This window comes from Bythopirellula goksoeyrii, from assembly GCF_008065115.1.
GTDB lineage: Bacteria > Planctomycetota > Planctomycetia > Pirellulales > Lacipirellulaceae > Bythopirellula > Bythopirellula goksoeyrii.
Window position 1 is genome coordinate 5,119,336 of sequence record NZ_CP042913.1, and the last position, 13,616, is coordinate 5,132,951.

The following is a 13,616-nucleotide window of genomic DNA, read 5'->3' on the forward strand; positions in this document are numbered from 1 at the left end:
TTTGCTCATTAACCTGAAACGAATCGTCATGATAGTATGACGAGCGTACTGTAGAGAATGGAAGGAGTGATACGAAATGACTCAATCACAACATCAGCCAGTCGTCCTCGTAACGGGTAACAGCGGACTAATCGGAAGTCGCATTTGTCAGCGATTACTAGATCGCTATATGCTGGTGGGGTTAGATCTCAATCCGCCAGAACAGCGGCAGACCGTACAAGAATGGATTCAGTGTGATTTAACTAAGGATTCGAGCGTAAGCTCAACACTGCAGGAAGTCCTTGAGCGATTCGGAAGTAAGATCGCCAGTGTGATCCATCTAGCAGCGTATTACGATTTTTCTGGCGAGTCGAGTCCTTTGTATGACGATCTGACCGTCGAGGGGACTCGTCGCTTGTTGCGAGGCCTAAATAGATTTAAGCATGTTGGGCAATTTGTTTTTTCCAGCAGTTTGCTGGTAATGAAGCCCTGTGATCTCGGACGACAACTCAACGAAGATGCTCCAACGCAAGCTGAATGGGCCTATCCCCAATCCAAATTGGATGCGGAGCAGGTGATCCAAGAGGAACACGGTGAGATACCTACAGTGATCTTGCGACTGGCTGGGGCCTATGATGAATTGGGCCATTCGCCTCCGATTACGCAGAACATTCGTCGAATTGCCGAAAAAGAACTGGAGAGTTACCTATTTCCTGGCGACGCAGATCGCGGCCAAGCGTTTATTCACCTGGACGACATAGCAAGCTGCGTGGACCTAGTCGTAGAACGACGCAAGCAATTAGACGACTATCTCCTATTACTCATTGCAGAAGATGAATGCCTGAGTTACGAGAAGCTCCAAGACAGAATTGGAGAACTGATCTACGGAGAAGAAGATTGGCCGACGATTCGTATTCCAAAAATCGTGGCCAAAGCAGGTGCCTGGGCCAAAGAGCAACTTGCTAGCCGCGAAGAAGAGGAACCATTCATCAAGCCGTGGATGGTCGATTTGGCTGATGCCCATTATCCAGTCGATAATAGCCGAGCAAGAAGCATCCTGGGATGGACTCCAACACGGTCTCTTTCAACCACGCTTCCTGCCATGATCGCTGGCTTGAAACAGAATCCGCGCAAATGGTATGAGACGAATCATCTGCCACTTCCCTCTCAAGACGTACTCGATGAGATATCTAGCGTTTCACTGAGCAAGCAAACTGAGAATTGTTAGTTGGGGGGGGGTGAATCATGTCTAACCAAGCGAACAACACGGCGCGCGCTAGTCGTATTGAAGTTGCACCCTGGGCCTACAATCCCTCGGCTTGGAGTCAGCGGATTCCCATCTGCATTCTAGCCGCAGTGGCAACGCTGATGGCTACCTACATGGCTCTCTACCAGTGGGGCTTAATCAACGCGGTATGGGATCCCTTCTTTGATGAAGGTTCGCAGAATGTGTTAGATTCCAAAGTAGCACAGACAATGGACCGCTGGATCGGAATCCCAGACGCTGCTTTGGGCGCATTCGCCTATTTAGGAGATGCTGTCCTGGGGTTGGCAGGCTCGACGCGACGCTGGCAATATCGACCCTGGTTGGTAATCCTCTTCGGCATTGACGTCATTCCGCTCGGTATTGTCAGCAGCGTTCTTGTCATTCTGCAGGGCGCTGTCGTCGGCTCGTGGTGTTTTCTCTGCCTCGTGACGGCAGTGATCTCCTTGATTCTTGCCTACTGGGCCTATGACGAAGTCTATTCCTCTTTGAAATACCTTCTGCTCGTCTGGAAAAAATCGCATCGCATTTCGGTCGTATGGAACGCATTTTTCGGAATACCTACTACAATCTCGCGACAAGCGGGTGACGAATTGATGCGGGAGGTGAACTGATGTGGGCCCGAGTCGTCGAGTGCATGTTGGGATGTTGGTTGTTGATGAGTCCGTTTATTTTCGGCCATGCCAGCGATACTTTTGTTTTGTGGTCAAACGACCTGCTAATTGGCGGTCTGGTTATTGTGTTAGCTTTAGCTTCGTACTGGTCCCCCACAGCCTGGGCTCACTGGATGTTGATATTCGTAGGGATATGGCTCATCGGTTTTGGACGGCTAGGTTCGACACCACCCCTACCCGGAGCACAGCAGAATCAAATCATTCTCGGACTGCTTCTTACTATGTTTGCAATTATCCCGAACCATGCCTCGCATCCCCCGCGAGGATGGCAAACATCAGATTAGAAAGTTGAACCACAAGTATTACCTTTGCTAACTAGAACATAAGAAAGGAAAATATGTTTCAAACAAGTGATTTAAGAGAGCTCGTCCAGGAGCGACAAACCCCTTTCCTCTCGTTCTACATGCCAACTCATGCGGCAGGACGTGAGCAACAGCAAGACGATATTCGCCACAAGAATCTCATACGCGAAGCGGAAACTCAATTGAAAGCTCAATCTGATATCGATGAGAGCTCCAATGAAAAACTAATCAAGCAACTGAAATCGATTCCTCAAGACAAGAATATATGGGGCCACCGTAGTGCGGGGCTGGCAGCCTTCGCGGCACCCGATTTTTTCCGCGTTTATGTGTGTCCCCTAGTGATGCCGGAACAAGTGAGCGTAGGGAAGTGTTTTCATCTCAGTCCGTTGCTTCCGCTCTTGCATGCGAACGGACGATACTACTTACTCGCACTTACGAAGGATTCTGCCGAGCTATTCGAAGCTACTCGCTATCACCGGACATGTAGTGATCTGGAAATAGGCGGTCCTATTGAAATCGATGGTGCGGAAGAAGCCCTCCAGTTGCACTCACATCTAGCACCCACACAAGGAAAAGGAGGTGTTGGCGAAGCCCTATTCCATGGTCAAGGAGCACCTGATGACCGGGAGAAGACAACCGTTGTGAACTACTTCAAACGGCAGGTTGACCCCCAGGTTTCTCATTTTTTACATGGGAATAATACCCCACTCGTGCTGGCCTGCGTTGACTACCTGGCTCCTATCTATCAGGAGGCAAATACCTATCCGCACCTGCTCGATAAACATGTCTCAGGAAATCCCCAAGAACGAGAGGAAAAAGAATTATTGCATGAAGCATGGGAGTGCCTGGAACCACGATTTCAGAAACTCGAATCCTTGGCATTGAAAAGATTTGGAGATCTGTCGAGCAGTGAACGCACTCTAGATGATGAGAAAGCAATAATGGAAGCGTCTCAAAATGGTCAGGTCGAGACGATCTTTGTTCCAATACAACCCAATCGCCTTTCTGCAACCTCTTCAGACATGGCAGAAGTAAGTCATGTGATTGAGAATTCTGTTTATCAAACTCTCAACCATGGAGGGGAGGTTATGTCTGTCAAGCAGGTTCCGACTAAGGAAGATGGCAATCCCTCGGCGCTGGCAGCAATACTGCGTTATTAGGGATAACTTACGTCGATCCCTCGCCCGAGCCCCATTATCTGGCAATCACCATGCAAGATCCTGCCTGAGAAGCCCGCGCTTTATGAATGATTTACGGCACCACCAAGGACATGTATCTCAAAGGGATTCGTTCCCGGCCCGAGGGCTCCCTCTGAGGGCGTTGACGAATTACTAAATCATCGTAAATTGTACCTTGAGCAACCGAGCCGGAGTGGCGGAATTGGCAGACGCGCTGGATTCAAAATCCAGTGAGGGCAACCTCGTGGGGGTTCAAGTCCCCCCTCCGGTACTTATCTTTGCACCGTGGCTAGTACGGCAATTCGCTGCTGCATCTGCCGCTAAGCAAGTGAGAACTGTCGCGACCATGTCGACTTGACCACTATTGGCTGCCTACTTCAGGTACTTCGCTCTCATGGGCGTTATGCACGATAAATGCTAGCCCATCAACGATTGGGCGTATTTGGTGCCGGCATAGCACGGAAAAGCAGCGTTGCGAAAGCCAGCGTTAGTAGCATTAACAGGGGCGAAGGCTCTGGAACCGCTGTCGCGGCGACTGACGTGCCCACCCCTGATCCATAATTGGTCTGCCAATCATTTAGTGACCCGACACTCGTGTTGCGCTGCCAAACAAGAAAGTCATTACCATCAACGTCGCTATCGTTGTCAAAGTCGCCTGCTAGACCCTCCGGAACAAGCGGAACCAACCCATCCAGCACCTGAACGTTATCAAAGATTCCGAAGGCGAAAGCGGGGTTGAGGGTCACGGAACTGAAGAAGTCAAACATCACTAGCGAGATCACCCCCTCCAAGGGAGCCGCCGTGAAGTCGCCGTTGCTGTTGTCGATCGTACCAATGATGATCGCATTTCCAGAATTGGCACTTTGCATAGAAACTCTAACGTATCCGGGGTCCGTAGTAGTGCCCGAGGGGCCGATTGCCACGGTGTCAACTTCGAAGTTGAGCGTCATCCATTGAAAACCTCCTGCTCCGGCGGGTTGGGTCCCTGTGGTCCCTTGCGTGGGCACTGCCGTAGCGATGTCGAATGAGGGGAAGGCATTCGTGTAGTACGGATCGCTACTGTCACGAGATCCAGCTACGTTGCCCGCGGCATATTGACCACTCTCGGATTGAAGCTGTTCGCCCTCCTTATAGAGTCGATAGTCCGTAGCAGCCGCATCGCCTTCGCTTGAGTAAACAAAAGACCCACCGAGTGGCAATGCCAAAGGACCATCATGTCCGACTCCAGCGCCTAGAAATTCCGTTGTGCCCGTACCGATTGTGCCTCCGCTGGGCGCCCAGTTCAACCAGGCATCGACGCGAAAAGTATACTGCCCCGTGTACGTCGCGTTGGAATTGATGGCAACGATTCCATTGGCATCAGCGGGAGCGTTGTTGTTGACTTCAAACTTCAAACCGATCGTGTCGCTACCGTTTGGCGCTGGTGGTAGGCCCTTGGTTGAATAGTCAAAACCGAACACTGCAGATGCATCGGGGTCTTGGTAAATCGTCCAATTAGTTCCCGTGCTAAGATCGTCAGTAAATAACTGACCGACTACAGTGGCAGGAGAAAGAACAGAAGCCGCTAAAACAAACACTCTCAGATGACACAACATGACGTTTAACTCCCGGTGAAAGATTGATACTACAGAAGACCCTGAGTAACTTATTGGAAGATCTTCGCTTCACATCGTCCTGCTACTTGCCTCTTTACCGCTGCCAACTAGAGAATACCTATGATAGGGAGTAAAGTCAATTAAAATTTGATATTCCTGTCACCTGTTATTACGCGTTTCGCGACAGCGACCTGAACTACTTTTCACTCCTCGGCAAACATAAACAGAGCATCTGGCATTGGGATATTTCCAAATAGTTATCTTAGCTCTCGGGTTTATAAACAAACCTGGCATCGCGTTCTACTTACGTCGGCACAAGTGATTTAAACCACCGACTAGAATCATCAATCCCTGAATCAAGGAACTAGGTTCCGGGACCAATCGTGTTGCTGAACCTGGCGTCGCAGTCAAACCGTATTGTGTTTGCCATAACGCCAGATCAGTTGAACTCAACGGATCAGGCGAACCGTTCCGCTGCCACTCGAGAAAATCTCTGCCATCGACGTCGCCGTCCATGTCGAAGTCGCCACCGAGTTCGTCAGGCACAGTGAGTGTCACCGTCAGAAGCGTGTCGGCAGAGAAGGCGTCGAAAATTCGACCGGACGATTCTAGAAGGCGAAAATCAAAGGGAGAACCATCCGAAAGGTAGCCTGTCAGCGAGGCACCATTCCGGTCGAATATGGGAAAGGCTTCGTCCTGCGCAAGACCTACGATTGGAACCCCATTGATCGCAAACCCATACCCAAAGAGGTTCACTTCGGCCTCATCGGCAGCGATTAACGCAGGCTCCACAGCGCCACCCCTCAGATTGAGCGTGCCACCAAAAACGTTGACAGATTCTGCGCTATTCGATCCGGCACCTAGTACTCCGCTGGTCATTGTGAGAGTTGCCCCAGCTAGGATGTCCAGCCTGCTGCCTATTGTGCCGCCGTAGACCAACACTTCGGAACCGATTGCCTCGAAGTTTGCGCCAATGACTCCGCCTGAGTGGACCACGATCTGGCTTCCGACAGCCGCAGTGAAATTTTCTCCCACCACACCACCTGATTCAACAATCAAGGTCTGCCCGTTGCGGACACCGAGGGGGACCGGGTCCGTTGGCAAGGTGATAATAGTGGGACCAGCTGGTGGCGGTTCTACGAACTCAAGTGTGAGCGAACCATCAGCAAAAGAATCAGATGTACGGAAGCCCTTGCCGAAGGCAAAAGTGGTTCCGTCAGAAAGTGTTCCACTGACGACTGACCCCAGGGGTATGTTGACCGCCAACAAATCACCAGGCGCAGCTACTCCTGCAAGTGGGATACCATCGAGATGGAACTCGGCGCCTTGGACTAGAACGGAACTCGAAGCGGACGAGGAGATGCCATCGCCGAAGCGGCCACCCCGGAGCGTTACCATACTTCCCACGCCAGCAGTGAATGACCCAACTTCGCCCCCAGCAACATCGACCACGGAATTCGCCGCCGTAATACCAACCACGGTTCCTCCCACCAAAGTGATCGTCGCGTTGTCACGAACAGCCGCGGTTCCGAATATTTCTCCTCCCGATACGTTGATCGTCGTGCCGTGGGTAGCAGTGAGTCCGCGAATCACTCCGCCACTGAGATTGAGAACACTGCCGTTATCGATTTGCCCACCGTAACCAAGCTCACCGCCGGTCATTGTAACGACGGAGCCGTCGAAAGCGTCGAAGTAGTCTCCGACATCTCCCGAAGAAATGCTTACCTCTGCGGAGACGGCTTCCAGATTGGTTCCGATCGTACCCCCGGTCACGTCGATATGTGAGCCACGTCCCGCATTGAATGCGGCAGGAACATTGGCACCAACGCCGACGGTTAGGGTCTGGCCAGTTCGGATGCCGAGGGGAAGTGGGTCGGATTCGGCGTCGATGCTTGTCGGACCAATTGGGGTGACAGCTGCCGCCTGGAGTGTCAACACACCATCCGCAATGAGATCACCATCCAACCGAGAGAACGCGAACGGCGTGCCGTCAGCCAATGTGCCGCTCAGGACCGCAGAAGTCGGTAAGCTTATGGCTACGGTGTCGTCGATCTGGTCGAGCCCTGCTACAGGAACTCCGTCGATGCGGAAGTCGGCACCTTGAAAGGTGGTCGAGCTTCCGTCATTCAAATTGAGCCGATTTTCGAACGTCCCGCCGGAGAAGTTCGCCGTACTTCCATCGCCGACGAATAGATTGTCGCCCATCCTTCCCCCTGTGACGACCAAGTCCGCCCCAAGAAAGTGTGCACCGCCACCAACTACGCCACCTGCAATTGCGACACTGCTCCCGTGAAATGCATCAAACCCGCTTCCGAGTACTCCCTCGCTCATCTCAACGATGGCGCCTGTAGATTCGAAGTTTGCCCACACCTCACCTCCTGAGATGTTGACGTGGCTCCCCGGTCCAGCGTTGAAGTTGGATGGCACGATGCCACCTGCCGACACATTGAGAGTTTGGCCCATACGGATGCCCAATGGCAGGACACCGCCAGGCATCTCGATCGTGATCGGATCAGGTGTAGGGATTGCGACCGTGTTGAGTACTATTGTGCCGTCTGCAATGTCGTCGCCTTCGAGTGACGAGAATGCGAAAGGTGTACCATCTGCAAAGGTCCCGCTGAGCACGGCTCCAGCAGGTAGGTCATATTGCAAAGAAGAACCAACTTCAACAAGATCCTGAATAGGTACCCCATCAACAGAGTAGTCTGCGCCTTCGATTGTGAGCAACGAACCGGCACTTTTCTCAAAACCATCTGCTATTGAGCCCCCAGAAAAATGAGCGGGGCTCAAACTGCTGACGTAGAATCCCGATTCGATCACTCCGCCTGACACATTTACTGTACTGGAATTGACAACAGAGAAGTTTCTTTTCACCAGTCCGCCGGAGATATTGAATGTGGAAAGGTAGAAGGCGTAAGAGCTCTCGCCAAGTTCGCCGCCGCTGATGTTGACGACCGAGCCTTCCCCGCCGAGAAACTGATAACCAACGGTTCCACCGCTAATGTTCAAGGTGCCGCCAGGCGCCTCACTTCGATCACCAATCGATCCTCCCATCAGGTTGACGGTCCCGCCGCCGTAGACCAGCAGTCGCCGTCCGACGGAACCTCCAGTGATGTTCACTTCACTTTCATACAAAGCTCGAAAGTCTTGGCCTACATTGCCACCAGAAATGTTGACCACACTGTTTCTGTGCGCGTCGAAGTCTTCCCCGACGGAACCGCCGGAGATGTTGACTGTGGAACCTCCGTAGGCATCAAACCCATCGCCAACCACGCCTCCAATGACGTTAACCTCGATGTTTGTACTCGTTCCATTTGTTTTCCCTGCGTCGAAAAGATTGCCAACGATGCCCCCGTTTGCGACGTTCAGCGTCGTGTTCGAACCGATCGACTCGCTGTTGCCGATCACCAGTGGAGGTACATCGAGCACGCCAGAGGGGAGGGTTTGACCCTGCAGAGATCCTGAACAACAGAGGGCGATGGCATAGACAACAAGGAGTCGCTTCATCGTGTTCCCTAGATTGCCGGGCCTATCTGGTAGGGGATAGGAGAAGACTCCTGAGTGAAGGCGGAATTGTAGCATCAGATGGTTTCTCGATCAAATCAGTCCGTGCATGTGACAGGAGAACTGCAAAGTACGTCGGCATTGGTAGGAAAATGACCAATGTACAATTTTCAATGACCAATTTCGGCAGGAATCTCAAATGTCTTGGGCATTGGTCCTTGGTAATTGGGCATTCCGTGTATTTTGACTTTGTGGTTCTCCTGGTGCATGTGACTATTGCATTTGTTATTGGATAGTATTGTCGAACTATGTCACAATAGTGCCACTTAGCTAAACAGAACCGTTTCCCGAACCAGGGAAGCACATAGCATAGGCGAGTCTTGTTATATTTCACTGACTCGCAATCAGATTATCTATCGTAGGATCCCCTAAAATGATTCGCTGTACACCACTGGGAATCTGTTCTTGGAATTTTGATCTTAGTGCGGACGGACATTCAGCACGGTCTGAGTTCAATTGGTGCAGTGAGCAAGGAGCCCTCACGATTGATGGAAATGTTCATGAGGTTCACAAACACGGCTTCTTAAGTGGATGCTGGACGTTGGATGAACATGCGACGGTTGTTGTAACGGCCCAGAAATCGAGTGCCTTCACTCGAACCTTCGAATTGAGTGCCACTGAAGATACTATTTTCCTTCGTGCAGCGTCTCTCTTTGGTCGCACGATGGTTCTGGAAGGCTCCGGTTTCGACGCAGTAATTGCTCCGGTCCACTCATTCACGCGGAGAGCCACGATAGAGGGCACGATCGCCGACTTCCGCATCGCCTGTTTCGCATTCTGGCTCACGGCACTACTTTGGCGCCGAGCCGCGAATGATAACAATACAGCTGGCAGCTGAATCGTGGATTCCCTACTGAATATCTACCACGGCCTGGTATGCTAGTTGCTCCAGTCTCTTGAGTGATTTTAGTCACTACTCTAGATCCGTGATGAGAAAAATCGTGAATTGCAAACAAAGTAATTGTTCCCAAAAGACAAACGCACTTCGAATAATCTCGACTGCCCTTGCAATACTTTTGTCTATCTCGCCTACCGATTTTGCCGGTGCCCAGACCGAAGCTCCTCCCTCAGAAGAATCTGCTGGAGAATCTGATGAGCAGAAACCGCCCGAGAGAATTGATATTCAGCCCTTGGCTGAGGATGAAGAGATAGGTTCGCGTCTCAAGAAAATACTCGTCGCCACGGAATGGTTCGTCGATCCGCAAGTGCGAGTTGAAGAAGGAGTCGTTTTTTTGACCGGCGAAGCCAAAAGCCCTGAACACAAGGAATGGGCCACCAAACTCTCTGGCAACACTCAGGACGTGGTTGCCGTGGCCAATCGCATGAAGGTCACAAAGCCCTCGACTTGGGACTTCACTCCCGCCTGGCAGGAAATCGATAACCTACGCCGTAATTCGATTCAGACCCTGCCAGTTTTGCTTGTTGCACTTGTGGTGCTGCTCCTATTTTGGTTTGCGACGAAGTTTGTCGCCGCGCTGAGTCGCCGCATCGCCGCGCGCCGCACGTCCAACTCCTTGTTGCGCGAAGTTGTAGCAAAGGCGGTTTCGATTCCTGTTCTGCTCTTAGGAATCTACTTGGCGCTCCGCGTTTCAGGACTCACTCGCCTGGCAGCTACTGTGTTGGGGGGCACGGGACTCTTAGGTATTGTGCTGGGCATTGCATTTCGCGATATCGCCGAGAATTTTCTCGCCAGCATCCTGCTGAGTATTCAGCGACCGTTTAGAACCGGTGATTTAATCATCGTAGAGGGCCGCAAGGGGTTTGTCCAAAGTGTTACCACGCGAGGCACTACGATTATGACTCTCGATGGAAATCATGTTCAGATTCCCAACTCCACCATTTACAAGAGTGTCATCGAAAACATCACAGCGAACCCCAATCAGCGACAAACTTTTGTTGTTGGGGTCGACTACGAGGATTCTCTAGAGGACGTCCAGGCCACGATTCTCTCGGTGTTGAAAGAACATCCAACGGTACTTGCCAAGCCTGAACCGCTAGTACTGGTCGATGAGTTGGCAGCATCTACCGTCAACCTGCGAATCTATTTCTGGCTGGATATCTCGAAGCACGATGGGCTGAAAGTACGCTCATCGTTGATTCGGCTGGTTAAGAAGGCACTGGTTGATGGAGGCTTCACACTTCCCGACGAAGCTCGGGAAGTGATATTCCCCAAGGGGATCCCAATTCGCATGCTTGAAGAAAGGGAGACTGAAAATAGAGATCGCAAGGTTTCTCCCTCAACTGACGAGCGAGATCAACCAGAGAGAACTACTACACAGTCAGAAGGTTCGCTAACTAGCGAAGCAGAGGAAATCGAGCAACAAGCCAAGAACTCTCGTCTACCCGAATCGGGGGAAAATCTCCTTGCCGACTAAAAACTGACCAGAACTTGTTCTCCCTTAAGGAGTCAAACTTCTGGCAGTCCGACACGCAAGTGGGAGAAGTAATAATTTTCAACTTCTTTCTCAAATGCGTGCCGGTTTTGCACTTCGCTTTACCGGACGGGTTCACGTGCTAGCGCCGCTGCCACGAGTCTTCGTTGAGCCATTTGAGCCCACAATTTACGAACAGCTCGTTCTGAGTCGGTCCAACTATCGCGTACCTGATCGCAACGAGTTTGGATGCTGTTCTTGAGTTTGTTCGCAGTATTTTTGCTTGTTTTTCGCATGGTCTATTCCTCCGATAGCGTCAAGGGACGATTCTTTCGTTTCTTAGTACGCTAATGCCATACCAATGGTTCGGTTGAGAAAACAGCCGCAATCTGGGCTGCGCGAATAGAGAATTTTGCCGTGCCTGGCTCAATGACGGTCGCATTGGATGCCACCGAGTCAGCCCTATTCGCATAGAATGGGTTTTCTGCCAGGATGACATCCTATAAAAAAAGCCACCAGTCGCTCTTGCAAGCAACTGATGGCTGTCGAGTTATGCGAGACTCCTAATCCTTAGGGGAATAGCAAGCCTATTTCTCAGAATTACTCAAATCGCTCGCATCAGTGTTTCTCGCATCAGTGTTGAGCGCCGCATCTGCCTCCGAGTTGGCCTTGGCGTCGACACTACTGCTGGTGTCTAGCGATGTGTCCGGCTCGGTGCGGGTCTGCGCATTTGCATCCACACTATTGCTGTTCGAGGAATCAAGATTATTCTCGGCAGCATTGCGGGAAGCATTCTGATCCGAATTCTGCTGATTCAGATCTTGGTTCTGACTGCGCTGTTGAGAAGCGGCAGCCGTCTCAGAACTACTTGTCGCAGGCTGTGGATTCGGAGGAACATCACTGTTATGCTCACGGTTCTGGTTATTGGCCTCTTGATTGTTCATGTTTCGGCTCTCTTCCGAACCATACATGGCCGTCTGAGGAGTCGGTTGTAAACTAGAACTGGCCTGATTGTCGAAATAAACCCGACGACCATTCATACAAATAAACTCGCGACCTGAAGAATCATGACGCAATTGATAGACTTGTCCTGAATTCGCAAAATTCTGATTTCCTTGCGAATTCCACTGACCTTGATTTTGGGCATTGTCATAAGCATCACCCTGACCTTGCTCGGTGCCTCGATACCCAGACTGATACTCGCCCTGATATTGGCCATCTGTCTGGGCATTCAGATTCGGGTTCTGATTAAGATCTTGATTGGCGTCGAAATTCTGGTTTGCATCACCACGATATTCGCCCCGAATGCGATCGCGCGTGTTTTCGCCTAAATTCCTGGCAGCCTCTCCGGTACGACGAGCTGCTTCCGCAGTCCCTTCGGCTGCACCTCGCACGATGTTGCGAGTCGCTTCTCCAGTACGTTGAACTGCTCGAGCTGTCCCCTCAGCGACGCCGCGGACACCCTGACGTACCGGCCCATCTTGAGCTTCTGCCGTAGGCATTGCCAACAGAGCGGCCAATACGGTACATCCCATTGATAGTAGTCGATTTCTCATTTTTTTCTCCTTGCTTCTGATAGTTTCCCCTGCTGAACCATTCAGCTATGAGGTTAGTTCCTCTCAAAGTAAATTAAATGCAAATCACATGCCTTTGATCACTTGAGATACTTCTGAAATAGGTTGAGTGGTTAATACCACTAAGTTTCTCTTGATAGGAATACAAAGACAGCGACGGGTTACCGTCGCTGTCCTGGCTCACTACTCTGTTAAACTGCTTAAATTGGATTAACAACTCTTACAAGCATCTCGCAATTCAAGAACCCGATCGTGGATCTTCTTGACATTGGCGTACTGATGCTGCAAGGTGTTGTTGACCGCCGTGCCAGGGCACTGCTCTAGCACTTCCTCGTAGGCCCCTTTGATATGGTCTTCACCCCGCTCGGCCTCTGCTAAAACAGCATGTTCATCATCTGATGTAATCGCTGCTTTGAGCGAGATGTATGAGCGATGCAAATCTCCAAGCCAGCTTCCCTCGCGATCCACTTCACCTTCGTTGATCTCGATTAGGCTAGCTAGCTCTTGTGCTTGTTTGCTTCGCTCCTCAGACCAGGACCGAAAGTCAGCAGCTAGTTTTGCATTCTCCACATCTTTAGCAGCCTCTTCAAATCCTTTGGCACTATCTATATTTGCCTGATGCAACATCTGCAATTTGCTGACTGTCTCAGGCTTAAGATTCGATGCCGTGCTTTCACGTAGAATACTCATTGTTTGATCCTCCTAATCAGCGGGTAAGCTCGCTCAGGTCTGAAGGGTAAGCTTGGTTATCGTCAGACACCGCCCCGCATGCGCGGTACGATAAGGCTCACAACAAACAACACCAAGAAAACTATGAAGCAAATCTTTGCAATACCGGCCGAAGCTCCAGCGATTCCACCAAAACCTAATACGGCGGCAATTAAAGCGATTACAAAAAATGTGAGGGCCCAACTTAACATGGTTCACCCAGCCTTTCGTTTAAAATGCGACTTGATCCGTCGAATAGTTTCGCAGTCGGACCAATTCCGCTGCATTGAGAATAATAGAACGCAAGTCGCATACCAAAGTTGTGGCAGTACTATCGAACCGCTCTTAATGAGCAAACCGTGAAAAACTAGGGTTCGGTTGAACTGTAGGCAACCACGGCGGTTGA

General features: G+C 51.0%; 11 protein-coding genes and 1 tRNA gene. 7 read left to right on the forward strand and 5 right to left on the reverse strand.

Annotated elements, in window-relative coordinates:
• Positions 1 to 76 precede the first annotated feature (76 nt).
• The 5 genes from Pr1d_RS20155 (at position 77) to Pr1d_RS20175 (ending at position 3,668) form a co-directional block, all read left to right on the forward strand.
• Complete coding sequence (locus Pr1d_RS20155) at positions 77 to 1,207, forward strand: NAD-dependent epimerase/dehydratase family protein (protein WP_148075201.1); 1,131 nt, start codon at positions 77 to 79, stop codon at positions 1,205 to 1,207.
• A 17-nt stretch (positions 1,208 to 1,224) separates the two neighbouring features.
• Complete coding sequence (locus tag Pr1d_RS20160; protein WP_148075202.1) at positions 1,225 to 1,857, forward strand: vitamin K epoxide reductase family protein; 633 nt, start codon at positions 1,225 to 1,227, stop codon at positions 1,855 to 1,857.
• Positions 1,857 to 2,201, forward strand: coding sequence for an SPW repeat protein (locus tag Pr1d_RS20165; RefSeq protein ID WP_148075203.1), 345 nt, complete (start codon positions 1,857 to 1,859; stop codon positions 2,199 to 2,201). The genes Pr1d_RS20160 and Pr1d_RS20165 overlap by 1 nt, the downstream gene beginning before the upstream one ends.
• A gap of 53 nt (positions 2,202 to 2,254) precedes the next feature.
• Positions 2,255 to 3,379 (forward strand): baeRF7 domain-containing protein, encoded by a 1,125-nt coding sequence (locus Pr1d_RS20170; protein WP_148075204.1) that lies wholly within the window; start codon positions 2,255 to 2,257, stop codon positions 3,377 to 3,379.
• Positions 3,380 to 3,584: 205 nt separating this feature from the next.
• Positions 3,585 to 3,668 (forward strand) — tRNA-Leu (locus tag Pr1d_RS20175).
• A 154-nt stretch (positions 3,669 to 3,822) separates the two neighbouring features.
• Here Pr1d_RS20175 and Pr1d_RS20180 read toward each other — a convergent pair.
• Positions 3,823 to 4,992, reverse strand: a complete 1,170-nt coding sequence (locus Pr1d_RS20180; protein ID WP_148075205.1) for a hypothetical protein — start codon at positions 4,990 to 4,992, stop codon at positions 3,823 to 3,825.
• Positions 4,993 to 5,292: 300 nt separating this feature from the next.
• A complete protein-coding gene (locus tag Pr1d_RS20185) occupies positions 5,293 to 8,499 on the reverse strand; it encodes a beta strand repeat-containing protein (RefSeq protein ID WP_148075206.1) in 3,207 nt (1,068 codons plus the stop codon).
• Positions 8,500 to 8,929: 430 nt separating this feature from the next.
• Between Pr1d_RS20185 and Pr1d_RS20190 the strand changes: the two genes are divergently transcribed.
• Together Pr1d_RS20190 and Pr1d_RS20195 are read left to right on the forward strand one after the other, a co-directional pair.
• On the forward strand, positions 8,930 to 9,394 hold the full coding sequence (locus tag Pr1d_RS20190; protein WP_148075207.1) for a hypothetical protein: 465 nt from the start codon (positions 8,930 to 8,932) through the stop codon (positions 9,392 to 9,394).
• 178 nt (positions 9,395 to 9,572) lie between these two features.
• Complete coding sequence (locus Pr1d_RS20195; protein WP_210417792.1) at positions 9,573 to 10,931, forward strand: mechanosensitive ion channel family protein; 1,359 nt, start codon at positions 9,573 to 9,575, stop codon at positions 10,929 to 10,931.
• 584 nt (positions 10,932 to 11,515) lie between these two features.
• Here the strand turns inward: Pr1d_RS20195 and Pr1d_RS20200 are convergent.
• The 3 genes from Pr1d_RS20200 to Pr1d_RS20210 all read right to left on the reverse strand — a co-directional run bounded on the left by Pr1d_RS20200 (position 11,516) and on the right by Pr1d_RS20210 (position 13,422).
• A complete protein-coding gene (locus Pr1d_RS20200) occupies positions 11,516 to 12,484 on the reverse strand; it encodes a hypothetical protein (RefSeq protein ID WP_148075209.1) in 969 nt (322 codons plus the stop codon).
• Positions 12,485 to 12,712: 228 nt separating this feature from the next.
• Positions 12,713 to 13,192 carry a PA2169 family four-helix-bundle protein gene (locus Pr1d_RS20205; RefSeq protein WP_148075210.1) on the reverse strand — a complete coding sequence of 160 codons (480 nt, stop codon included), beginning with the start codon at positions 13,190 to 13,192 and terminating at the stop codon, positions 12,713 to 12,715.
• Positions 13,193 to 13,254: 62 nt separating this feature from the next.
• A complete protein-coding gene (locus tag Pr1d_RS20210) occupies positions 13,255 to 13,422 on the reverse strand; it encodes a DUF1328 domain-containing protein (protein WP_148075211.1) in 168 nt (55 codons plus the stop codon).
• Positions 13,423 to 13,616: the final 194 nt, after the last annotated feature.

Bases quoted from the DNA above. Each gene is read 5' to 3' on its own strand.
- Pr1d_RS20185 (WP_148075206.1), bottom strand. From the start codon at position 8,499: ATGAAGCGACTCCTTGTTGTCTATGCCATCGCCCTCTGTTGTTCAGGA.
- Pr1d_RS20155 (WP_148075201.1), top strand. From the start codon at position 77: ATGACTCAATCACAACATCAGCCAGTCGTCCTCGTAACGGGTAACAGC.
- Pr1d_RS20190 (WP_148075207.1), top strand. From the start codon at position 8,930: ATGATTCGCTGTACACCACTGGGAATCTGTTCTTGGAATTTTGATCTT.
- Pr1d_RS20200 (WP_148075209.1), bottom strand. From the start codon at position 12,484: ATGAGAAATCGACTACTATCAATGGGATGTACCGTATTGGCCGCTCTG.
- Pr1d_RS20170 (WP_148075204.1), top strand. From the start codon at position 2,255: ATGTTTCAAACAAGTGATTTAAGAGAGCTCGTCCAGGAGCGACAAACC.
- Pr1d_RS20205 (WP_148075210.1), bottom strand. From the start codon at position 13,192: ATGAGTATTCTACGTGAAAGCACGGCATCGAATCTTAAGCCTGAGACA.
- Pr1d_RS20165 (WP_148075203.1), top strand. From the start codon at position 1,857: ATGTGGGCCCGAGTCGTCGAGTGCATGTTGGGATGTTGGTTGTTGATG.
- Pr1d_RS20210 (WP_148075211.1), bottom strand. From the start codon at position 13,422: ATGTTAAGTTGGGCCCTCACATTTTTTGTAATCGCTTTAATTGCCGCC.
- Pr1d_RS20160 (WP_148075202.1), top strand. From the start codon at position 1,225: ATGTCTAACCAAGCGAACAACACGGCGCGCGCTAGTCGTATTGAAGTT.
- Pr1d_RS20180 (WP_148075205.1), bottom strand. From the start codon at position 4,992: ATGTTGTGTCATCTGAGAGTGTTTGTTTTAGCGGCTTCTGTTCTTTCT.